The 21,452-nt window shown below is 54.1% G+C and carries 18 protein-coding genes and 2 pseudogenes; 14 read left to right on the top strand and 6 right to left on the bottom strand.

The features are described 5' to 3' along the window. Positions 1 to 31: 31 nt before the first annotated feature. On the top strand, positions 32 to 1,765 hold the full coding sequence (locus tag HMPREF1292_RS03105) for an alpha-keto acid decarboxylase family protein (RefSeq protein WP_023018708.1): 1,734 nt from the start codon (positions 32 to 34) through the stop codon (positions 1,763 to 1,765). Between the two features lie 239 nt (positions 1,766 to 2,004). Further along, positions 2,005 to 3,327, top strand: coding sequence for an ATP-binding protein (locus tag HMPREF1292_RS03100; protein WP_023018707.1), 1,323 nt, complete (start codon positions 2,005 to 2,007; stop codon positions 3,325 to 3,327). Here the strand turns inward: HMPREF1292_RS03100 and HMPREF1292_RS03095 are convergent. Continuing rightward, positions 3,324 to 4,715, bottom strand: coding sequence for an aldehyde dehydrogenase family protein (locus HMPREF1292_RS03095; RefSeq protein WP_034645658.1), 1,392 nt, complete (start codon positions 4,713 to 4,715; stop codon positions 3,324 to 3,326). The two genes, HMPREF1292_RS03100 and HMPREF1292_RS03095, sit on opposite strands and share 4 nt — an antisense overlap. 232 nt (positions 4,716 to 4,947) lie before the next feature. Here HMPREF1292_RS03095 and HMPREF1292_RS03090 point away from each other — a divergent pair, with 232 nt between their 5' ends. Further along, entirely contained in the window at positions 4,948 to 5,979 is a 1,032-nt protein-coding gene (locus tag HMPREF1292_RS03090; protein WP_021353324.1) for an LLM class flavin-dependent oxidoreductase, read from the top strand. A gap of 57 nt (positions 5,980 to 6,036) precedes the next feature. On the opposite strand, the gene HMPREF1292_RS03085 is transcribed toward HMPREF1292_RS03090, so the two are convergent. Continuing rightward, complete coding sequence (locus HMPREF1292_RS03085; protein ID WP_023018705.1) at positions 6,037 to 7,788, bottom strand: HNH endonuclease signature motif containing protein; 1,752 nt, start codon at positions 7,786 to 7,788, stop codon at positions 6,037 to 6,039. A 592-nt stretch (positions 7,789 to 8,380) separates the two neighbouring features. Between HMPREF1292_RS03085 and HMPREF1292_RS10385 the strand changes: the two genes are divergently transcribed. The 4 genes from HMPREF1292_RS10385 to HMPREF1292_RS03065 all read left to right on the top strand — a co-directional run bounded on the left by HMPREF1292_RS10385 (position 8,381) and on the right by HMPREF1292_RS03065 (position 14,589). Further along, the gene (locus tag HMPREF1292_RS10385; RefSeq protein WP_023018704.1) at positions 8,381 to 11,422 is read left to right on the top strand and encodes a fibronectin type III domain-containing protein; all 3,042 of its coding nucleotides are present in this window, start codon (positions 8,381 to 8,383) and stop codon (positions 11,420 to 11,422) included. Beyond that, positions 11,422 to 12,438, top strand: a complete 1,017-nt coding sequence (locus tag HMPREF1292_RS03075; RefSeq protein WP_023018703.1) for a S1 family peptidase — start codon at positions 11,422 to 11,424, stop codon at positions 12,436 to 12,438. Before HMPREF1292_RS10385 ends, HMPREF1292_RS03075 begins: the two co-directional genes overlap by 1 nt. 313 nt (positions 12,439 to 12,751) lie before the next feature. Further along, positions 12,752 to 13,213 (top strand): hypothetical protein, encoded by a 462-nt coding sequence (locus HMPREF1292_RS11000; protein WP_023018702.1) that lies wholly within the window; start codon positions 12,752 to 12,754, stop codon positions 13,211 to 13,213. A 119-nt stretch (positions 13,214 to 13,332) separates the two neighbouring features. Continuing rightward, on the top strand, positions 13,333 to 14,589 hold the full coding sequence (locus tag HMPREF1292_RS03065; RefSeq protein ID WP_023018701.1) for an MFS transporter: 1,257 nt from the start codon (positions 13,333 to 13,335) through the stop codon (positions 14,587 to 14,589). A 150-nt stretch (positions 14,590 to 14,739) separates the two neighbouring features. Here HMPREF1292_RS03065 and HMPREF1292_RS03060 read toward each other — a convergent pair whose 3' ends face one another. Beyond that, complete coding sequence (locus tag HMPREF1292_RS03060; RefSeq protein WP_023018700.1) at positions 14,740 to 15,396, bottom strand: methylated-DNA--[protein]-cysteine S-methyltransferase; 657 nt, start codon at positions 15,394 to 15,396, stop codon at positions 14,740 to 14,742. Between the two features lie 87 nt (positions 15,397 to 15,483). Here HMPREF1292_RS03060 and HMPREF1292_RS10380 point away from each other — a divergent pair, with 87 nt between their 5' ends. From HMPREF1292_RS10380 to HMPREF1292_RS11510, 6 genes and pseudogenes are all read left to right on the top strand, one after another. Next, the gene (locus tag HMPREF1292_RS10380) at positions 15,484 to 15,912 is read left to right on the top strand and encodes a CrcB family protein (protein ID WP_156519497.1); all 429 of its coding nucleotides are present in this window, start codon (positions 15,484 to 15,486) and stop codon (positions 15,910 to 15,912) included. Further along, positions 15,909 to 16,298 (top strand): CrcB family protein, encoded by a 390-nt coding sequence (locus tag HMPREF1292_RS03050; RefSeq protein ID WP_023018698.1) that lies wholly within the window; start codon positions 15,909 to 15,911, stop codon positions 16,296 to 16,298. Before HMPREF1292_RS10380 ends, HMPREF1292_RS03050 begins: the two co-directional genes overlap by 4 nt. A 30-nt stretch (positions 16,299 to 16,328) precedes the next feature. Then, positions 16,329 to 16,527, top strand: a pseudogene (locus HMPREF1292_RS11525) (hypothetical protein). A gap of 177 nt (positions 16,528 to 16,704) precedes the next feature. Beyond that, a complete protein-coding gene (locus HMPREF1292_RS11520; RefSeq protein ID WP_023018696.1) occupies positions 16,705 to 17,106 on the top strand; it encodes an IS3 family transposase in 402 nt (133 codons plus the stop codon). After that, the gene (locus tag HMPREF1292_RS11515; RefSeq protein ID WP_369707184.1) at positions 17,099 to 17,335 is read left to right on the top strand and encodes a DDE-type integrase/transposase/recombinase; all 237 of its coding nucleotides are present in this window, start codon (positions 17,099 to 17,101) and stop codon (positions 17,333 to 17,335) included. Before HMPREF1292_RS11520 ends, HMPREF1292_RS11515 begins: the two co-directional genes overlap by 8 nt. Positions 17,336 to 17,431: 96 nt before the next feature. Beyond that, entirely contained in the window at positions 17,432 to 17,614 is a 183-nt protein-coding gene (locus HMPREF1292_RS11510; protein WP_082936018.1) for an integrase core domain-containing protein, read from the top strand. A 212-nt stretch (positions 17,615 to 17,826) separates the two neighbouring features. On the opposite strand, the gene HMPREF1292_RS03030 is transcribed toward HMPREF1292_RS11510, so the two are convergent. Next, on the bottom strand, positions 17,827 to 18,402 hold the full coding sequence (locus tag HMPREF1292_RS03030) for a hypothetical protein (protein WP_023018694.1): 576 nt from the start codon (positions 18,400 to 18,402) through the stop codon (positions 17,827 to 17,829). Between the two features lie 393 nt (positions 18,403 to 18,795). Here HMPREF1292_RS03030 and HMPREF1292_RS03025 point away from each other — a divergent pair. Continuing rightward, a pseudogene (locus HMPREF1292_RS03025) lies at positions 18,796 to 19,127 on the top strand (transposase). A gap of 676 nt (positions 19,128 to 19,803) precedes the next feature. On the opposite strand, the gene narI reads toward HMPREF1292_RS03025, so the two are convergent. Both narI and narJ read right to left on the bottom strand, forming a co-directional pair. Further along, positions 19,804 to 20,583, bottom strand: coding sequence for a respiratory nitrate reductase subunit gamma (gene narI, locus HMPREF1292_RS03015; protein ID WP_023018691.1), 780 nt, complete (start codon positions 20,581 to 20,583; stop codon positions 19,804 to 19,806). 24 nt (positions 20,584 to 20,607) lie between these two features. After that, the gene (narJ, locus tag HMPREF1292_RS03010) at positions 20,608 to 21,441 is read right to left on the bottom strand and encodes a nitrate reductase molybdenum cofactor assembly chaperone (protein WP_018120625.1); all 834 of its coding nucleotides are present in this window, start codon (positions 21,439 to 21,441) and stop codon (positions 20,608 to 20,610) included. Positions 21,442 to 21,452 lie beyond the last annotated feature (11 nt).

Here is a 21,452-nt window from a genome sequence, read left to right as displayed (position 1 = left end):
CGTCCCGTTTTCACAGAAGGGCTAGTACAACATGCGCATGACGATTGGCGATTTCCTCATCCGCCGCTTGCAAGAAATCGGCATCACTGAAGTTATTGGTGTGCCGGGTGATTTCAACTTGAACTGGCTGGAGCAAATTGAAGCCGCCGACGGCATCCGCTTTGTAGGCAGCACCAATGAGCTCAACGCCGCGTATGCTGCCGACGGCTATGCGCGCGCCCGCGGGGTCTCGTGCCTTTTGACCACCTACGGTGTCGGTGAGCTCTCCGCACTCAACGGCCTGGCCGGGGCCGCCTGCGAGCACATCCCGATGGTCTCGATCGCCGGTGCTCCCCCGCTGTTTGCCACGGAAAAACGCTGGTTGCTGCACCATACGCTTGCCGACGGCAACTTCGGCAACATGCTCGATTCACTCCGCCCATTCACCGCGCTGGCCGAACGCATCAGCCCCATGAATGCGCTTACCGAAATTGATCGCGCGTTGCGGACCTGCCTGCGGGAAAAGCGGCCAGTGCACCTGCAGCTGCCCTCCGATATTTCCCACTTGAGCATCACCGTGCCGGACGAACCACTGGATACCTCGCTCGAACCGTCGGATCCGGTGCAACTCGAGGCAGTGTTGGACCGGCTGGTGCAGGAATTCGCGGCGGCGGAAAACCCGGTATTGCTCGTCGACCAGGACGCGCAGCGCCACGGGTTTTTGGATTTGTTTGCCCAGATCGTCGACAAGATTCAGCTGCCTTATGCCCAGATGGCTTCCGGCAAAGCTTTACTGAGTGAGCAGCACCCACTGTTTTTGGGCACCTATAACGGCAAGGCCTCGTGGCCGGGTGTGCGCGAGCGCGTAGAAGGCTCGGATTTCTTGCTCACCTGCACCCCACGGTTCATCGAGGTGAATTCGGGTAGCTTCTCGCATGAGTTGTACGAAGAAAATATCGTGGATTTCGGTGACCAGCACGTCAATATTTACGGCGAGCACATCGTGGGCTTGGACACCACAGAAGTGTTGGCCAAATTGCTGGAGCGGCTACCTTCTGCCGACGGAGCTGGCTCGGGCACTAGCGCCGCCGGAGACAGCACGGGGGACAGTGCAGCCAAGCAACCCAGCAGCGTGAACCCGGAGGCAGTACTGTCGGAGCCTTTTGAGGTCCGCGCCGGTGCCGAGCTGACGCAAGCGCGCTTGTGGCCGCAGGTTCGCGAGTTCATCCGCCCTGGTGACACGGTTATCGCGGAGGCCGGAACCTCTAATATTGGTTTGGGCCCACAGCGCATGCCGGAAAATGTTCGCTACATCAACAGTGCCATTTGGGGTTCGATTGGTTATACCCTGCCCGCTTTGCTGGGCAGCCAAATGGCGGATGCGGACACACGCCACCTGTTGTTCATCGGTGATGGTTCTTTCCAGCTGACCGCCCAGGAATTGTCGACGATTCTGCGAGAGAAGCAAAAGCCAATCATCGTATTGTTGAACAACCGTGGCTACACCATCGAGCGCTACATCCTGGGCATGGACCGCGAGTACAACGACATCGCCGATTGGGCTTATCACAAGTTACCGCAGGTTTTTGTCCCCGGAACCGAGATGGTTTCCTATACCGCACGCACCGAAGACGAGCTTGCCGACGCCTTCGCCGCTATTAATAACAGCGAACAGGGCGCGTTCCTGGAAATCCACCTGGACCCAGAAGACGCCCCAGCTGGCCTGCAGGCATTCGGGCCGATGACCGCGGAATTCGATTACGGACCACGCGGGCCTAGGAACTAGAGGTCACGGAACTAAGGCGCCGCGGAATTAAGAGGTCAGGAATTGCAGTTGTTGTTATTTATTGAAACAACTAACAACAACTCTAAACAACTAGCAACAACTATTCTGAGCTGCGAAAATATACGACTTTGCCCGCTTTGACATCGCGCAAGTTGTTCCCAAGTTGTTTGCTAGTTGTTTTAGAAGAAGAAAAACCGCGCAGAAAACAACTTCCTGGGGTTTTGTCTATATTCGACGCTATGGATGTCACGCCCACAAAACGTGATGGCACTAATTGCCGTGCGATGTCTGAAGAAGAACGCCGCCTGATCCGTCGCATCCGAGAGGATGATGACTATTCCAATCGTATTTCTTCCTATCCGGTGGAAGATTTGTCTCATGAAGTCCTCACTGAATTACGGCGACTGTTACGCTCACACCGCCAACGTCGCGGCATCGACGCTGCCACCCCAACCGGTACCCAAGCACTCTTGCGCGAGGTCGGTTTACTCAGCGATGATGGCAGGCTCAAACGTGCAGGTGAAATTCTGCTTACGCCTGCATCCACAACCCAAGTCACAATTCGCCACCTATGGCGAGCATTACCCGGAGCAGACCCAAAAGCCACAGAGTTTTCTACTCCATTACTTGAGGCACTGCCAGCGTTGCGTCGGCTCATTCTAGAACGAGCTGATCAAGAAATGGTCCGGGTGCAATTCGACAGCGGGCAAGAATCGGCGATCCCTCGTTTTCCTGCGCAGGCTATCGACGAAGCCATCACCAATGCCATCATCCATCGCGACTGGCGCACGGAGAAGCCGGTCGTCATCGACCAGTCGCCACGCATCTTGAAAGTGTGGTCACCCGGTCCATTGGTCCCTGGTGTCGACGAAAACCGTCTCCTCACAACACAATCCGTCCCCCGAAACGGACGGTTAATAGCGAGCATGCGTTCAATTGGGCTAGCCGAAGAATCATCTCGCGGTTTTGACCGTATGTGGTTGGCGATGCTGAACACTGGACGTGAAGTCCCAGAGGTAACCGCTACCGACGAATTTGTCGAAATCATTTTTGCAGCTGGAAACCCTGACGTTGCTTTTATCAAAGCAATCCACGAGCTCCAAGAACGATTCAGTGACGAAGTAATCAACAATTTAAACACGATGCTCGTGCTGTGGAAGCTCTGGCACGCACCGCTTATAACCCTCAAGCAAACTGCTCATAGCACCCAAACATCTCAGCTCGAAGCTAGTGAACTATTAAATGCACTCGAAGACTACGGCGTTGTTCAGCGCATAAATAATGCAGACGAATGGGTGTTATCCGCGCAGGTGGCACAATTGTCTGGCAAGGATCTGCCCACCGCGGCTGCCAGCGTCCAAGAGCGCATTGAGGCGCAGCTCCAGGACGGCAACTCCGTTGCTGCAGCGGAATTAGCAGAACGTTTCGGCATATCGCGTGGTGAAATCACCAACGTGCTGCGCCATCTGCGCACATTGGGTCGAGCACAAATCGATCCAGCTGGTCCACAACGCGGCTCGGGAACCCGCTGGATCGCAACAGCGCCAAACACTCCCCGCTAAGCGTTAATCGCTTGCGGGTAGGCCAGTCCCTTCAACCCCTCAGTACCAAACTCCACGCCATAACCGGAGGATTTAATACCACCAAACGGCACCCGCGGATCCACCGCACCATGCTTATTAATCCACACCGTCCCAGCCTGCAAACGACCAGCAACCTCGCGGGCTTTCTGTGCATCCGCCGACCACACCGAAGCACCCAACCCCACATCCAAACTATTCGCCCACGCAATCGCCTGATCCAGCTCGGAATAACGAATCAGCGGCACAGCCGGACCGAACTGCTCTTCCGCAACCAATGGGTTATCTGGATCAATATCAGCCACGATCGTTACCGGATAGAAATAGCCCGGCGCGTCATAGTCTGGATCTCCACCAACAAGCACACGCCCGCCACCATCTTTTGCGGCTTTGACCAGGCCATCGACAATGTCGAACTGTGCTTTGTTCTGCAGCGGGCCTAGCACGTTGTTCTCATCCAGACCATTGCCCATCGGCATCTTTTTCGCAATAGCCACCAAGGCTTCAGCGACCTCATCATAAATCGCATCCGGAACATAGATACGCTTGGCTGCGGCACACGTCTGCCCGGTATTGATGAACGCACCCCAGAACAGATCTTCGGCAATCGCCTGCGGGTCGACATCATCAAGCACCACGGCAGCATCGTTACCGCCGAGTTCCAGGGTCAGGCGGGTGACGTTATGGGCAGAAGCCTCAATGATTTTCTTGCCGGTTTCCGTCGAACCGGTGAACATGATCTTGTCGACGTCCGGGTGAGTGGTCAGTGCTGCGCCAACCCCACCCGAACCAGTGACAATGTGCAGCACGTCCTGTGGCAACACAGTATTAGCAATGGCCACCAGCGCACTGACCGATAGCGGGGTATACCCAGAAGGCTTGACGACGACGGTGTTGCCCATGCGTAGTGCTGGTGCGATTTGCCAGATGGTGATCATCATCGGCCAGTTCCATGGACCAATCGCACCGACAACACCCAGCGGCCGGTAGTGCACAGTAGCGGTGATGTCATCATCAACGGCGGTGTAATCCGGGGATTCAAACGAGGCGGTTGCCCGCAGCCACGCGGCACACGCGCCTACCTCGAATCGGGCATTGGGTCCGTTAAGTGGTTTGCCTTGTTCTTGCGAAAGCAACTTAGCCAGTGGTTCTGCAGCTTCTTCGATGGCATCAGCGAATTTGTTCAGCAGTTCGCAGCGAGCGTGATCGCCTTGTGCTTCCCAGTTTGGTTGCGCGGCACGTGCGGCAGCGACGGCATCGTTGAGGTCACTTTCGTTTTGGACCTGGTAGGTGCCGACGAGCTCGCCGGTGGCGGGGTTGTGGATCTCAGCGCTGCCATCGCTGCCACCGTCGGTGGTGATGGCGTCCATAATGGCGTCGTAGGTGGTCAGGGTATGGGTTTCGGACACGGGAACTCCTTAGTGTCTGTTACAGAAGTTTCTGTTGTGATCTGAGTGCCAGCATATACAACCGCCTTTCCCAGGGATAGTGCCGCGAGTCACTAAAATTAATTACCGGTCTACAATTTTCCACCTGGGCGAGAAAATTAAACGGGCCACACAACCACCACCGGTTAGTTGACACATCATCTATCATGGTGTCATGAAGAAATTCGGATTCCTTAGCTTCGGCCATTACAAGTTCCCCGGCCAGCGTGGACCTAATGCCCAGCAGACCCTCAAGCAGGGGCTGGAGCTTGCCGTGGAGGCAGACAAGATTGGCGTGAATGGCGCGTATTTCCGCGTGCACCACTTTGCCCCGCAGGGGGCGGCGCCGATGCCATTGCTTTCTGCGATTGCCGCGCGCACCAAGCACATTGAGGTCGGTACCGGCGTGATCGATATGCGCTACGAAAACCCGTTGTACTTGGCAGAAGAGGCCGCTGCACTGGATTTGCTTGCCGACGGCCGGGTCGCGTTGGGGGTTTCACGGGGATCACCGGAGCCTGCGCACCGTGGTTGGGAGGCTTTCGGCTACACCGGTTCCGATGATCCGCGCGGGGCAGATCTTGCCCGGGAGAAGTTCGCGAAGTTTATGCAGGGCGTGCGTGGTGAGGCCGTCGTCAAGTCTGCACAGGACCCGTATCCACCGATTTATCAGCCGGGCACTCCGCTACCGGTGATGCCGCATTCGCCTGGTTTGCAGCGCAATATCTGGTGGGGTGCTGGAACGAAGAAAACTGCCGAGTGGGCCGCTGAGCAGGGTGTGAACCTGATGAGTTCCACGTTGCTGACGGAGGCCACTGGTGAGGCTTTTGGTGATTTGCAGGCGGCGCAGTTGCAGGCTTATCACGAGGCGTGGAAGCAGGCTGGGCATGATTGGACTCCGCGGACGTCGGTGAGCCGCAGCGTGTTCCCGATTGTCAGCGACCGGGATCGCGCGTTGTTTGGCATGAGCGGCGGGAATGATCAGATCGGCATTATTGATGGTTATGAGTCGACGTTTGGTCGCACTTATGCCGGCGAGCCGGAGCAATTGATCGAACAGCTCAAGGACGACGCCGCCGTGATGGAGGCGGACACTTTGATGCTGACGATCCCGAACCAGCTGGGTGTGGATCTGAACCTGCGGCTTCTGCAGAATTTCGCCGAGCATGTGGCCCCTGCTTTGGGCTGGGAGCCGGCGAACCGTTAGTTCTGCACTTCGTTTTATAGGGCGACGACCAGGCAGTAGTTGGGCCTGGTCTCTTCTTTAAAAGGGTGGCTCGCCTGGGTCAGCGGTATGTGCATTCGTTTTACCTTTGCTGAAATCATACGACGATTCATGTGCCGGACCATCCGCAGCAGAACCGGGGCCGTTGTCCCGCAGCACCGCAATCGCCTCCCGAATACGCTCAACCTGCCTGCGGCACTTCGGAATCGTCACAAAAGCAAAATCACGATCCACTAAAGTCCGCTCCAAGTGGGAGATATTGTTCGCCCAGCGCTGCTCCTCTTGCGTTTTCGTCATCCGTGCCGACATCTCTGCTAATTCCGAGGAACCCGCGCCCCAAGTTTCACAGAAACTCTCCCAGGGGTGCTTAAACTTATACGCCCCATACTCATCGCGCTCCGCACCGCTGTCATCATTCGGATCGCGGTATTCTGTGCCGTATTTTTCTTTCCATTCCTGGCACCACTTAGCTTGCCAAGCTTGCTGCTTCCGGTTCCACTTTTCTTCTTGTTCTTCCAACCGGCGGGCCCGTTCTTCTGCCTCCTCACGTACTGCTTGCCGGTAGCTATCCATCTTTTCTTGCACCGACTGCACCCACCTACGATTCGGAGCAGCCAATGGACCATCAGCCTCAGTCGACTGCCACGAACCATCCGCAAACAACCACACCACACTGCCACTCACAGGCTCAAAAATAGGCCGGACACGTTTATCAGTTTTAATATTATGGTGATGCTGACACAAAGAGATCACATTACTCGGCGATGTCGAACCACCAGCAGCAAATTCCACCACATGATCCATCTGACACACCGTGGCAGGCCTACTACAACCTGGGTAGCGACAATGCCCATCCCTACCAGTCACCGCAGAACGCATCATCGGGGTAGCCGCATAACCAGATACCACAGCGCCCATCGCCGCATCCATGTCATAATGCTTACCCGCCCGAGCAGCTAAAACATCGGCTGCCTCAGCAAAAACCGTGGCCACCCCACCACCGGTATCAGTAGCCACAAACAACGGAGCATCGTCTACATCTGTAGCCCGATAACAATTCAACGTCACCGAAGTTTCAGCCTTACCTAACAACAACTCCACGGTGGCATCACGCAACGAAATACCAGCCTGCTTTGCATAATTACGAATATGCGCATCAATCTCAACCGCAGTCGCAGCATCAGTATCAAACCGAAACACATGACTATCATGCCCATTGGCCACAGATACAGGGATATGTTCTACCCCATAGGGTTTCCGGGAAGTCTGAGACTTATTTGTTTTACCTGTACGCACCGCGGAATCAAGAGCTTCAATCTCCCGATTAATCCGGCTACTAATCGTACGTTTGCTAACCATCTGCTGGGCAGGCTTTGTCGGAGTTAACAAATCAACCAAAAGATCATCGATAACAGAAAAGATATGCGCGCTAGCATCACCCGCTTTCTGCATCGCCCGATCAATAGCCACCCAATGCTCAATATCCAAATGCCACAGTTTCATTGCCAGCTCATGCAGCTTCGGCAAATCACTCATGCGATAAAAAGCACTGATGATATCACCCACCCGGGCAACGGTTTCGCCACTATCAGCCACCAACAGGGTCTGTAGTTCGTCGTAATCATCGACATTGAGCTCGACGGCCTTTTCCCACACTAAATATTTATGCCGCCGTAACTCCAACATCGCCACAGCTTGCCGATTATACGGATTGCAATGCGTGAAATAACCTTCTGGAAACTCGGACGGCACACGTACCTCACGACGATCGTCATCTTGTTTTTTCGTCATGGAACCCCCGAACTTTCGTGCGAATTAAGATGGTTCCAGTTTAACGAAACAAAGACACAACCACAACCCTGTTCGAACACAAATAAACCCCCGAAACTTGGGGCACTACGCCACGGAACCTAAATATCCATAACCAGCACACCAGATAATCGCTGCATAACTCGATTATATTCACGGACAGCACAACATTTCACTCATCGAGGCCAACCCCACACAACTAAATCTATAGAAAAATAAAACCCGCATCTATTTTCTATAAATTGGAGTAATTGCCGCCTTCCGTGACCTACACTCGCTTGGTTCACACTCAAATCCAACACCGAAATGCGTTGCATTAAGTGCAGACATATTCGATAAAAATCCCGACGGCCATCGCTTTCAACTAATAAAAACCCACCCACCCCGCACCGCCGGCGAAAACCTTAACGACAAACCTATCGACCCGGTGTTTCTGGACACGGGTTGGTCACCCACCAGAGTGCTCAATATCACCGAGGTTTGCCTGGCTTATGTTAAAGAGTCAAGGCTAACCTTTAACTAATTTTCAATAGAGTTTCACTCAATTCCCACTTCCCTGAAAGGAATCCACTCAGTGAATAACAATCGGCGTCTATGGATGCAGGTAACGGTGGCAGGTTTGACCTCTCTGTCGCTTGGTTTCGGCACACTCACTCCCGCACACGCACAAGATTTTTCGGCGCCACCGGCTGCTCAGGAGCCACAAGCCTCGACCGAGGACCAAGATACTTCTCGCGCAGAAGGTCCGAAGCTGACCGGCGTGCTCGCCGAAGGGCAGCTCATCACAGCAGAATGGGAACTTGCGCCAGCAGAGTTTCAGACGAGCTATCACCAAGTGCAGCTTTTGAAAGTGCAGAACGGAAAACCTGTCACTAGCAAGCCCGTTGTGGATCAATTCGTTGCTGGCAACGCAACACATTATCAGTTTGCAAATGTAGCACCTGGTGATTATGTGGTCCGCGTGTTTGCGGTGCGGGGTGTCGAAAATTCCCAGTTCAGTCAATCACGGATCCTGACAACCACTGACAAACCACAGGCTCCTGAAGCACCACACAAGCCATACCTACAGCTCAAGAAAGGCAAGACGGCACGCGTCGAATGGGACCGCCGTTCTACAGGCAGCACCCGGATTCACACCTACGTTGTGAAATTGCAGCCTAATGATGGTTCTGGCCCTCTCGAACAAAAAGTTACGGGCACGAGCACGTATCCCGACAACTTCGCAGAATTCCCAAATCTGAAACCAGGTGTTCAATACACCGCCACCGTAGAAGCGCAAAGCGCAACTGGAAACTCACGTCCATCCGAAACCAGTGAACCGCTTGCCGTCAGCGAAGATCCCAATCCGCAATTCACAGTCGATACCGACACAATCGACCTCGCCAAAGGCGGCGAATTCACGGTATCCGGTAAAGGATACACCGGTCCGGCTGCACAAGAGGGTGTCTACCTAGTATTTTGGGCTGCTTCGAAGTGGACGCCAGGAGAGTTACCGCGCGACATCGAGAAAAAGGGCGTCTCGGTGCACATCAAACCCGAAGAGATTGTCAATGGCGCCTTCACCAAGAAGATTCAGATTAATCCAGGTGAAATCAGCCTCGTGCAAGGCGATTCCTATCAAATAGGCACCCTTGCTGGCGGAAAGATGCTGCCTATTGATCGTCGATTGGACCTCGCAAAACCAGTCAAACTCACTTCCCAATCACTCGCAGAAGTCCAAGCAAGCGCCAAGAATGACACGGTGACCGCGCGGTGGAAGCTTGCAGAAAATGACAAACGCGGCTCAAGTATTCGCATCACGTTGTACCGAGAAAACGACGGACAGAACACTTATGTCAACCATCTCGACCGTGGCCCACAAGTTTCCACCGCTGATTTTGTTGGCCGTCAGCCGGGAACGTACCGCGTTGGCGTGAAAGCCAACCTGAACCGCGATGAATTCGGTACGCCAGAATGGACCGAAGAAAAATTCAGCGAGACCGTCACCGTCGTCGATCCCGATGCACCGCAGCCACCAGCAGCGAAGCCTGAAGGTCCAGCTAAACCAGAGGTTCCAGCACCAGCTGATCCTGCACCGAAACCATCGCAGCCAGCACCGTCGAAACCAGCTCCTGCGCCTGCGCCGTCCCAGGATCAAAAACCTTCCAAGCCAGCAAAGCCAGCACCGTCGACCCCAGCAAAGCCTGGGAAGGAAACACCAGAAAATAAGGCACTGAAAACCCCTGATGCCCCGCGCATCAGCCCTGCATCCGCTAAGGACTACTCCAAGGCAGGCTTGTTCTACTCACTCGCGGGATACGAAGACATCAAAAAGGTCGAAGCCCGCCTGGTTCCCGTTGACGACAAAGGCAACCAGGAAAGCGACGACTTCATCACCCCAAGCGAAATTGCTAATGGGTACGCTGAGTTCACCGGCCTAAAGAAAGGCCAGCGCTACCGGGGCCAAATCAAGGTAATCACGGAAAAGGGCGAAACAGCCTGGTCTGACTACTCCAGCATTTTCTTGTCGCAGACACCAGAACAAGGCATCGACCCTGACCTGACCTTGTTCCCAGGCACTCCATTGGATAGCCGGAAAGCAAATACGATCACCGTCAACGGCACCGGCTACCTAAACGGCAAAGAGATGAATCTCTATGTGCTGGAAAACACCGATGTGCCTGACGACGGTAGGTTCACCGCCGACACCGCCAAGAAAGCCCTGGCTTCCACAACTGCCAAAGTCACCGACGGCAAATTCTCGCAGAACCTGGAAATCCCGGCTAACACGCTGAACCCGAAGAAAAAATACTTCGTGGCAAGCGTCGACAAGCACGGCAATCACGAATACGACTACGCTGTTTTGCTCAAAGTCAAAGACGGGGCAGTTGCCACTCCGACGCTAGATGTTTCTACAACAACGGTAAATGCTGCCACGGGTGGTGACATTACTGTCCGCGGTGCGGGGTTCGTCGGCGAAGGCGCCTCACAGGGTGTCTACGTTGCGGTGTACAAGAAAGCACAATGGAACGTCGGCAAGTCTGCGCCAGTGGGCCGTCCAGTTGCCGCCGAATGGGTACGAATGAATGAGCTGAACAATGGCAGCTTCGTCAAGCGAATCAACATTCCGGCCAATGCTTTGGATCCGAATGAGCAGTACGTGATCGGCACGCTGGCCGCGCATGCTTTGTCGCAAACCAACCGTGAGCTGGATACAGCCCAAGATCTCGTCGTCACTAACGGCCCGACTGCCCCAGCAATGCCAGAAGCACCACAAGCCCCGAATGTTCCAGGAGCGGCAGATGCCCCAGAAGGTCCAGGTGCACACCCTGCCCCTGGCAACCCCAGTGAACAGCCTGCTCCAGAAGCTCCAGGCGAACAGCCAAACCAAACCCCACAGGTGACGCCGCCAAACGCCACCCCACCGAGCGCACCTACCCCGCCGAGCACAACCACACCAGACACAATCACCTCCAGCCCTTGGTTCAAGGCGATCGCCGCAGTGGGCGGAATTGGTCTTGTCTTTGCCGGCATCGGTGCTGCATTGCAGGGGCTACGCCACAACGTCCCTGTAATCAATGACTTCCTGACCAACCTGGAACGCACCATCCAGAACTTCTTCGGTGGGCGTCGCTAATGATTTCTCCCGCATTTCACCCCCGCAAACGCCGTGGCGTACTCGCTGTCGCTGCGTGCCTAACACTTGGTTTCGCCATCGGACCACTGAGCATAAGCGGACCAGGAGTCGCTGCCGCGCAATCCAGCTTTGGTTCCAGCAATGCTCCGGGTCCCGCACCAAAACCACAGCCGCAGCCTGCACCGGCACCGAAGCCACAAGATCCGGCACCACAGCCGCAGCCGCTGCCCAAGATGCCGAAGCTTCCGCCTGTCCAACAACCGGAGCAACCACAGCAGCCGCCACAAGGGCCACCGCAGATCGTCGAAAAGATCACCAAGGTTCCTATTTTCAGCCGGGAAGAAAACATCGAGTGGCACGAGGTCACCGGCCAGAAAATCTATGCCGAAGGCGAGGCTTTTCAGTTCCTGGAGCGCCCCGGAAAAATCACACCAGGTGCCCGGATTACGAACACCCGGTTGGGTTCATACTGCTCGGTGGGATGGATCGTCGAAAAGAACGGCGAACAGTTCATCCTCACAGCCGGGCATTGTGGCCGCGAAGGCGACGTCTTCAGCATCGAAGACCCCGAGGGCCGGCACCATGTAGTGGGAACGATGACCTATTCAGAGTTTCAGAATCATGGCGACATTGGACGCTACGACAAAGGGCTGATCAAAATCGACAATCCTGCGATGGTCGACGCTAGCCTGCAGCTTTTCTGGAAGAACCAAAAAATGATCACCGCTGCGGTGCAGAATACGGGTTGGACAGAAGAGCACAAGCCGAGGCTCTGCCGCATGGGTGCACGGACCGGGCTTTCCTGTGGACCATATTACGGAGTAGGCGCTGACGGGCAGTTGATTTACAACGCGATCTCTCTGCCCGGCGACTCCGGCGGACCGGTTTTTGCCACCCACAACGGGCATGCCTTTCCTATCGGAATCGTTTCCGGTGGCCTGAAAGAAGATGCTATCCATCAGGTTGCTCAACCGATTGCGCAATTCCTTAACGACGGCGGCTACACGCTGCTCTAACTCAGCGCTTTCGGTCCAAGCCACCGGCAAGCATGCCGAGATGATCAATGCTTACCGAACCCCTCAAACAGGAGCCCATGCAATATCTACCCGAGTCGCACAAGTGTCGGCCCGGAACGGCTGAGAAGCCGGTTGGATGGGCTCCCCAACCGGAGAGTCATTCATAGACCAAAGCGGAGATAGTGTTCACACTCGCTGGATGACTATGCCCCTTTAAAAGGAGTACTGCCCGACCAGTAGCTGATTACTATTACCCAGCGGTCGAACTAAAAAATGTATAGTTGAACCTGCAGCAATTTGAAGAGGTTTAACATTGGGTAACGATAGCCGTTCTTCATCGCTTTGGGATTGGCCGCGATGGGCGCTTCCGTTACCTGAAATTCTGCTGATCGCCGTATTGCAATTAACGAGTTGGGCACACTGCTCACTGAATGACTGTTCAGAAGGCCCCACCGATTTCACCACCGGCGGCAGCAACCTCTGGTGGTGGCAACTCATGAGTGTCGCCGCCATCGTGATCAGCACTATTTTCGCCGCGTTCCCACTACGCAGTCGTCTGCCAGAAATCGGCTTATTACTCTGGTCCGGATTTACTTGGTCGCTACAATTTTGGGCCTTTAACCAAGACCTAGTCGATAACTACGACTTACAATTACTCTTATACCCAATCTCGGAATCCTGGAGAGCCGGTATCATCGTCACCGCGAGTTTATTCCTCCGAAAGAGCCTGCTCAAACGACGGTTAAACCAAACTCCAACTGCCCTAAGCAACTAAAACGGAACAAAACCCGGGGCACTTCAGGTTTCGCTCGAAGTATATGATGCCAATAAGCCCTAGTGGACGCTTCCCACTATCGAATATTACTGAGTAAATCTTCGACTCTAAGGAATCATATGGCAGAAAATAAACTTTGGTCGAGGACATTTTCGAGGTTGTGGGCTTGCGAAGGTGTATCAGTACTATCAGCTCAAATGCTTATTTTTGCGCTTCCCATAGTAGCAGTCTCAACATTCCAAGCTACTGATGCACAAATTGGCCTAATCAATACATTCGTCGGTTTGGGATTACTTACCTTTTTACTCGTCGGGGCAAGTCTTACTGATCTACGACGCCAAGACACACTCCTCGGCGCTTTATCCCTAGCGCGTGCCATGATATGTGGCTTCGCTGCTTTTGCCGCAGCCACTGATCAACTCGCATTATGGCATTTACTCATCATAGGGTTTGTAATCAGCGGAATGACCGCTTTATACGATAGTGCATTTTCAGCTGTCGTCCCACAAGTTGTCCATACTCATTATTTAGGCAAAGCAAATAGTTGGATTGCCGCCTTACGCTCTGCATCAGATATTGGCGCAGGTTCATTAGCAGGGATACTACTATCCTATACAGGATCGGCAACTTTATTTTGTTTACTCATGGTTTTCTACGCAATAGCCAGCATCGGACCATTTAGTCTACGCCCGATATTTAAAAGAAAACAGAAACTCAACTCATCGAATCGTCATGTTTTCTCGCAAATCATGGGAGCTCGAGAAGGGATTCGTTTCCTGTTCTCTGATCCCATACAAAGACCAATCACCCTAGCCATAGCCCATTTCAACCTGTTCACCAGTGCTATACAAGCCCTATATGTTGTATTTGCTCTACGATACGCAAACCTGTCTGCAGCTGAGATTGGCGTATCAGCAAGTATCGCTGGGGTTATTGGCTTATGCGGTGTCTTTATCTCTGACTGGTCAATCAAGAAAATCCGCCCAGTTATATTGCTGTCTGTGACATTAGCGCTACCAGTATTATCCGGGGCAGGTATCCTTATCCTGCCCCTTCTTGATCAATTCGCTTCTATGTTGGTACTGAGCGCTTCCCTCGGGCTTTGGGCCTGCGCTGTTCTGGTTAATGTTGCAGCAAGCGAAACACTCAAGCAGCAAATGGTCCCTGAAGCTATCCTCGGCCGTGTCTCAGCTGCGATTCGACTACTTACCTGGGGAGTCGACCCAATTGGTGCAGGCCTTGCCACACTAGCAGTGCTCTATCTTCCTATTCACAGCGTGCTCTTGATCAGTGTTATTGGAGTGGGTGCTTCCGTTTCCTGGCTGCTTGCTTCCTCCCAGCTGCGCAAGCTTTCTCCTACACCAACGAGTAATTGATGACAGCATTTTGAAGTGTCCCACTAATTCATCATGCAGGGTTTGGGCGCACAGGCGTAGCTCGCCGTCCTGGACTTTCCACGCAGGCGCAAGCAACGGTGCCCCACCCCGATTCCAGTACCAGCCTTACCACGATGCCAAGTGGCAGCCTTAAAACAACCGCCCCGCCTCCGCCGCGCTCGGCTCTTCATGCTGCAACAACCAACGCTTTCGGTCCAAGCCACCGGCATAACCAGTCAAGCTACCATCAGCACCAAGCACCCGGTGACACGGCACAATCACACTCCACGGATTGCGCCCCACTACCTGCCCAACCCGCTGCGATAGCCCCACGCTGCCCATCTCACGAGCCAACGCCCCATACGTCGTGGTCGCACCATACGCAATCCCCTGCAGCAGCCGCCAGACCTGCACCGAAAATTCGCTTGCCGACGCCGCCACGTGTGCCCAATCCAAAGGCACCGTGAAAGTCTTTCGCTTGCCGACGAAATACTCGCTTAATTCTGCCCGCGCCTGGCACAAAATCCGGCGGATGCTGGTGCTGGACTCGCTCGTGCCGACGTCGTCACGCTGCCTGGCATCATCATCCAGTTCACACCGTGGCCCACACTCCGCAATATCTGGCACATGCTTACCGCCACTGAAATACACCCCGACTAGCCCGTCGGCAGTAGCAACCAGCACTACCTCACCAACCGGGTTCTTTCCCGGCGCGGAAAAACTCGTGTGTTGCACGCCGCCGTGCGTCTTTCCAGCAGGCGAATATTTACTGTGTGCATCCCGCATCTGCGGCTGGGAATCGTTCATAAACCCATTCTAGGGCGATCTGCTGGCAGCATTTCCGCCTGTAGCGGCGTCGTCGGTAGGATCGGCGGTGTGTTTCGCGAGGCCTTGATGATCGGGATCGGTGCCGCCATTGGTGCGCTCGCCCGGTTCGTCACCCTCGCGATTTTCGGTGAAGAGCTGTTTCCCGTCGCCGTACTAGACATGATCGCCTGTTTCCTGATGGGCTACCTCGCACCCGGCCCGTTTGGCGGTGCTGGCATGCTGGGCGGCTTTTCGACGTACTCGGCGTTCGTGGGGCTCGCCTTTACAGAATTGGGTAGCCACCAGGTGTTTTATGTCATCGGTATCGTGCTGGCCTGCATGTTCTGTTGGCTGGGTGGCGATCAGTTGCGCAACGTGTTGGATCTGCGCGAGAAGATGGCCCACTTTGTACTCACCCATGGGCCCTGGGCGCACCCGGAGACGAACCCGCGCGTACACCCGGAGTTCCCTGCCGCTGAAGGCGCTGCGGGCGGCAAGGACGGCGGCAACAGATGAACCTCGATATCAGCCTCACCGAAGCACTCTTGTCGACGGCTTCTGTCGCCGCCGGTGCCTTTGCTGGCGGTCTGGTACGTGGCTTGTTGAGCAAGCTGCGCGGCCGCTACACCGGAACCGCGTGTTCTAATATGCTGGCGTGTTTCGCACTCGGGATTATGCTGGCGCGCGTCGATCTGGGCGCGCTCGTGCACCTGCCGTATTGGGAAATCGCTTTTGGTACAGGTTTTTGCGGTGCGCTTTCAACCCTGGCAACCCTGGCCCGCGAACTGGGGAATCTGACCTACGAACGGGCGTGGATCCGCTTGATCCTCTATACCGTGTTCACGGTGCTCGGCGGACTGGGCGCAGTCTGGCTGGGATGGTTGCTGGGCATGGCAGTCTGACAAGATAGACCTGAAAATCAGGATATTGAAGTGTCCCAGGTTTTGTTCCGTTTAAGTAGATGGGAAAATCTGGAACATGCCAAGAAAATTTGACCAGGATGCGAAGGACCGCGTGGTCCGTCTCGTGGAAGATCGCATCGTGGCGGAAAATATGTCGATGCAGGCTGCGTGCCAGGCAGTAGCCCCAAAGTTGGGGGTTTCATGGCACACGGCTCGCCAATGGACTTAAGCTTGCCCGTCGTGCGGGAAACACCCCAGAACCTGTGCCTGAAGATTTGGCCGCCGAAAACGCGAGGCCGCGCCGTGAAAACCAAGAGCTACGACATACCAACGAGTTGTTGAAGGCTGCTTCAGCTTTTTTCGCGTCGGAACTCGACCCAAAACCTCGTTATGATCCGGTTTATCAATGAATACCGGAATCGTTTCACAGCCCGAGTTCATTTGTAAGACGTTGAAGAATAATCGGGCTGGTGGGTTTATCACCTCGCGTGGTTATCGTCAGTTAAAGGCCCGTGGATTAAGTGCTCGTTGTCTTCGTGATGCTGTGCTGGTTGAACGCATTAGTGCTGTTCATCGGAATAATTACGGTGTCTACGGTGTGCGGAAAATGTGGCATGCTCTACGCCGTGAAGGAATCAATATCGGTCGTGAGCACACTGCCCGACTGATGCGCCTGGCTGGTGTTTCAGGCAAAAATAAAGGACGGTCACAGGTGACCATTCGTAGGTCAAAAACGGTGGATACGCGCCCGGACTTGTTGGGGGGGCGAGTTCACAGCTTCGGGTCCGAACAAGTTGTGGGTGGCTGACATTACCTATGTGCGCACGAACAATGGCTTTGTGTATGCCGCGTTTGTCACTGATGTGTTTTCTCGACGAATAGTTGGGTGGGCGTTATCAGATTCCATGCGCACTTCAGGTGTTGCCGCTGCACGCTCTCAACCAGGCAACCCAAGTGCGCTGAAGAAACGACAGGTTTGGTGCACCATTCAGATCACGGGTCGCAGTATGTCAGCGTGGTCTACAACGAGCGGCTAGCCCAGCACGGGATTGCCGCTTCTACCGGGACTGTTGGTGACTCCTATGACAATGCATTGGCTGAAAACGTGAACGGCCCCTCACAAGAACGAACTTATCCATACTCGCAAGTGGGATGATGTTGTCGAGGTAGAAAACGCGACATTCGAGTGGGTGTCATGGTGGAATGAGGAAAGGCTGCATCAAAGCTTGGGATACCGAACCCCGGTTGAGGTTGAAACCGAGTTTTGGGAACAAGATGAGTCTCGGGAAATAATAGAAAATAGGGTAAATGCCTAGGAACAAAACTCGGGGCACTTCACTGACGTCGAAAACACGATAAATCCTCTTAGAGGGGATAATTCAGGTAAATCTTCATCCTCTTGCACGACTGTAATATCCCTTGGGAAATCGTACTGAATTTCATCATCTGTAACTATTACAGAGAAGGTTGCAGCCAGTTGCTCCGCTACGTCCCAAGATTGCTCGGAGCAAACCCTTATATAAGTATGTTACCCATTTCTACCACCCTTAATGGCTTCCTTACAGGCTATATAAACAATAAGAATACCTACACATATCAAGGAAATTCCGGCAATCTGGCCGGCGAGAACAGTTGTCCAGGGAAGAGATTTCACCCCAGGTATATATCCAATTACGAAAGGCTCAGTTAAGAAACACAATGCAAGAATTAAGCTAAGCAAAGGGATTCTATTCGATAAATAGCCTAATAAGCCAAATATCATTCCTGCAGGCAATGAAGCGAGGAACCAAATCTGGTTATCAGAAAAAATACTAGATGAAAAAAATCCGAGAAGCGCGCCCGTCGCATAGTGGACTGCCAACATAAAAAGGAGTGTAAATACTCCGACGAACGATGAGAGTAGTGTTCTGCCCGATATGGATTTTCCTGCCAGAAATGCACAGCTTATCCATAAAGACGCCGATCCCATGATTTGCCCCACTAGATTGCGTGAGAAAAGTAGCCCGTTCGCCTGCCCTTCGAGCATAGCTGTTGATGTTGCATGGGAAATTGCATAACCCACGGCGATGGCTAGGCAGGCTGTTGGAAGAATGAATCTGTTCATGAGACCTAACGAAGGAACCTATTGGGTGGACCAGATGGATGCAAGCACTCCCTTGAGCGTGCGTTTCATGCGAGTCTCCTTGTATTTGAGCGGAACTGGGGGCAAGGCCTAGTATGCCATTCGAACAGCTTCAATCAAGTAACTAAGTGACACTTTAAATCTATCATCAAATGACTTGAGCTGCGATGGGATTCCGCTATTCATAATCATTGTAGAATGCATATAATTTTGATGGATGAATGTCTATGACCTAGTACCGGCAACCTTCCAATCCCCTCGGTCAGATCCCAGTATCTGACATGTTGATTGCCTGCTGTGTGCCACGACAGTGTGATTCACCCTTTTTAATAGGCCTATCCATATTCTTTTGAAGTGTCCCAGGTTTTGTTCCGTCTGAGTAGATGGGAAAATCTTCGAACATGCCCAAAAAATTTGACCAGGATGCGAAGGACCGTGTGGTCCGTCTCGTGGAAAATCGCATCGTGGCGGAAAACATGTCGATGCACCCCGCGTGTCAGGCAGTAGCCCCAAAGTTGGGGGTTTCATGGCATACGGCTCGTCAATGGACCCAGCAGGCTCGCCGGGATGGCGATGTTACTCGTGCCGAGGAAGACGTGATTGCTGAAAACGCCAGACTACGTCGTGAAAACCAAGAGCTGCGAGATACTAATGAGCTGCTGAAGACTGCATCAAAGCTTGGCGTACCACACCCCGGTCGAGGCTGAAACCGAGTTTTGGGAACAAGATGCGTCTCGGGAAATAATAGAAAATAAGGTAAATGCCTAGGAACAAAACCTAGTACACTTCAATATATTCATTCAGGATATATTCATTACGGTATACACAAACCAGGACCCAAACATGAGAACCGCTGGAAATACCGCACTGAACAGCCCAATTCCCGCTATCCATGGTTTACGCTCTGCAATGCCTAGGGCTCCTGCACTGAGTCCGAGAACAAAACACACCGGCCAATGGTATAAATCAGTATCTTGCAAAAGAAAGCCACCGATTACAGCTAGAAGTAGATTAACGGAGATAAGCCCGATCGCGATTTTCGCCTTGGTTTTTCTCACCTGACCCCCAAATATTCCTGATCCCGAAATGCTTTGAGCTAACTCATATTATCGTTTGTCTACCAATAGACCTAGCGCTTTACCGGGATTTGTAAATACGGGGTGATATTTAGGGCTGGCCTCAATAGACAACCCGTTATCATGCAACCTAAATTGACACTCTTTGAGTTTATGTAGAGGAAAAGACCGAAGTGTGTCTCTAGAGAGAGCAATTTTATGCGCCAACACAAAACCGCCAGCCCTGATGCTCGCAATTGAGCACCGGACTGGCGGCAGTCGCTGCCGTAGCAGCGTATTGCGTCAGATCGCTAGACCCGCGGGAAACCTAAGCACCGTGGCTTGGGGTTTCACCTTCCAACTGCTCGCGGTGCGAACGGATCGGCTCCCAAGCGGTATTGGAACGCATCGGGGTGGTGCGCTCGTCACGGGAACGGTACAGCACGTACGGGCGGGTGGTATACCCCACCGGCGCGGAGAACGCGTGCACCAGGCGGGTAAACGGCCACACGGCAATCAGCGTGAAACCAGCAAGGACGTGCACCTTGAACTGCCACGGAGCATTAGCCATCAAATCCGGCTCGATATTGAAAATCAATAGCTGACGCAACCACGGCGAGATGGTTTCGCGGTAGTCGTATCCGCCGGTACCGGCCAGATCAAACAACTGCAGCGTAAACGTCGCGAAAGAACCGGAAATCAGCGCCGCACCCAACAAAATGTACATGACTTTGTCGGAGGCAGACGTCGACAAGAACACCGAGCGGTTCTTCAAACGACGGTAGAGCAACCCGGCGAATCCCAGCAACACCGCCAACGCGGCAATGGAACCCGGGATGGTCGCGATCAGGTGGTAGGCGTGATCGTCGATACCGACGGCGCGAGTCCAGGACTTCGGAAAGGCCAGACCCATCAGGTGGCCGATGATCACGAAGACCATGCCCCAGTGGAACAGCGGCGACGACAAGCGCAGCAGCTTGGATTCATAAATCTGCGAGGAGTGGGTGGTCCAGCCGAATTGGTCCGAGCGCCAACGCCAGAAGATACCGACGACAAACGCCACAATCGCTAACCACGGGAACGCGCCCCAGAGGAAGTTATCAAACATGGTGTGGTCCTTAATTAATTTTATTTATACAACGCCCGGCTGCGTGGTCGGGAACGGCAAATCCGCGATGCCGACCATCTCTGCGGGCGGCCCGGTACGGATCAAATCGACGTATTTCTGCGCAGTCTTTGCATCAACCTGCGGCAGCGCCTTGCACAACGCGACGATCAGCGCGACATACGGCGAGCTCACCTGGTTCAGCGCCGCCCGTAGCACCTCGATGCCCTCGCGGTGGCTGGCCACCATTTCCACGGCGCGTTCGTGCTCTTCGCCTTCGGTCATCGCCATGGCTTCTAATACCACGCACAGATGATCCGGCAACTCGTCGTCCGAAATCTGGAACCCCAAGGCCTCCAGCTGCTCACGGAACGACAAAATCGCCATGCCCCGCTGGCGAGTATCGCCAACGGCGTAATAAGACAAGAACAACGCGCAGCGACGACGCTGGTCGAAGGTTTCCACGTAGTGTTCTTCCAGCGCGCGTGGGCCCACACTGCGGGCCCATTCCGCGAAGTTTACGAAGTCCGTGGCAATCGCCAACGGCAGCTGATCTACCTGCTCTTCGACAGCGGCGAGCTTATCGATGATGTCCTCGCCCGGGTAGTTCAGCAACACAGACACCGCCATCGCGGTGATGCGTCGCTGCTCTTCGGTGACCTCCACCGGGGCAATGAACTCGGTGGGCACTTTACCGGTGTGAGCACGCAGGGTTCGCTCGACGTCCTTGGCGCCACCCATAGTGCCGATACCCGCCGGGGTGCCGTAGCCGGCGACGGCATCGTCGGCAGAAGCAGCGGCGAATTTCGGCTTCGTCGACGGAGTCGTCGGGCGTTTGCGCAGCTTGTCGAAGATACTCAAGGGTTGCTCCT

The sequence above is a fragment of the Corynebacterium sp. KPL1995 genome (assembly GCF_000477935.1).
In the GTDB taxonomy this organism is placed as follows: domain Bacteria; phylum Actinomycetota; class Actinomycetes; order Mycobacteriales; family Mycobacteriaceae; genus Corynebacterium; species Corynebacterium pseudodiphtheriticum.
The sequence above is the reverse complement of the archived record's forward strand: the minus strand, read 5'-3'. Positions and strand labels throughout refer to the sequence as shown.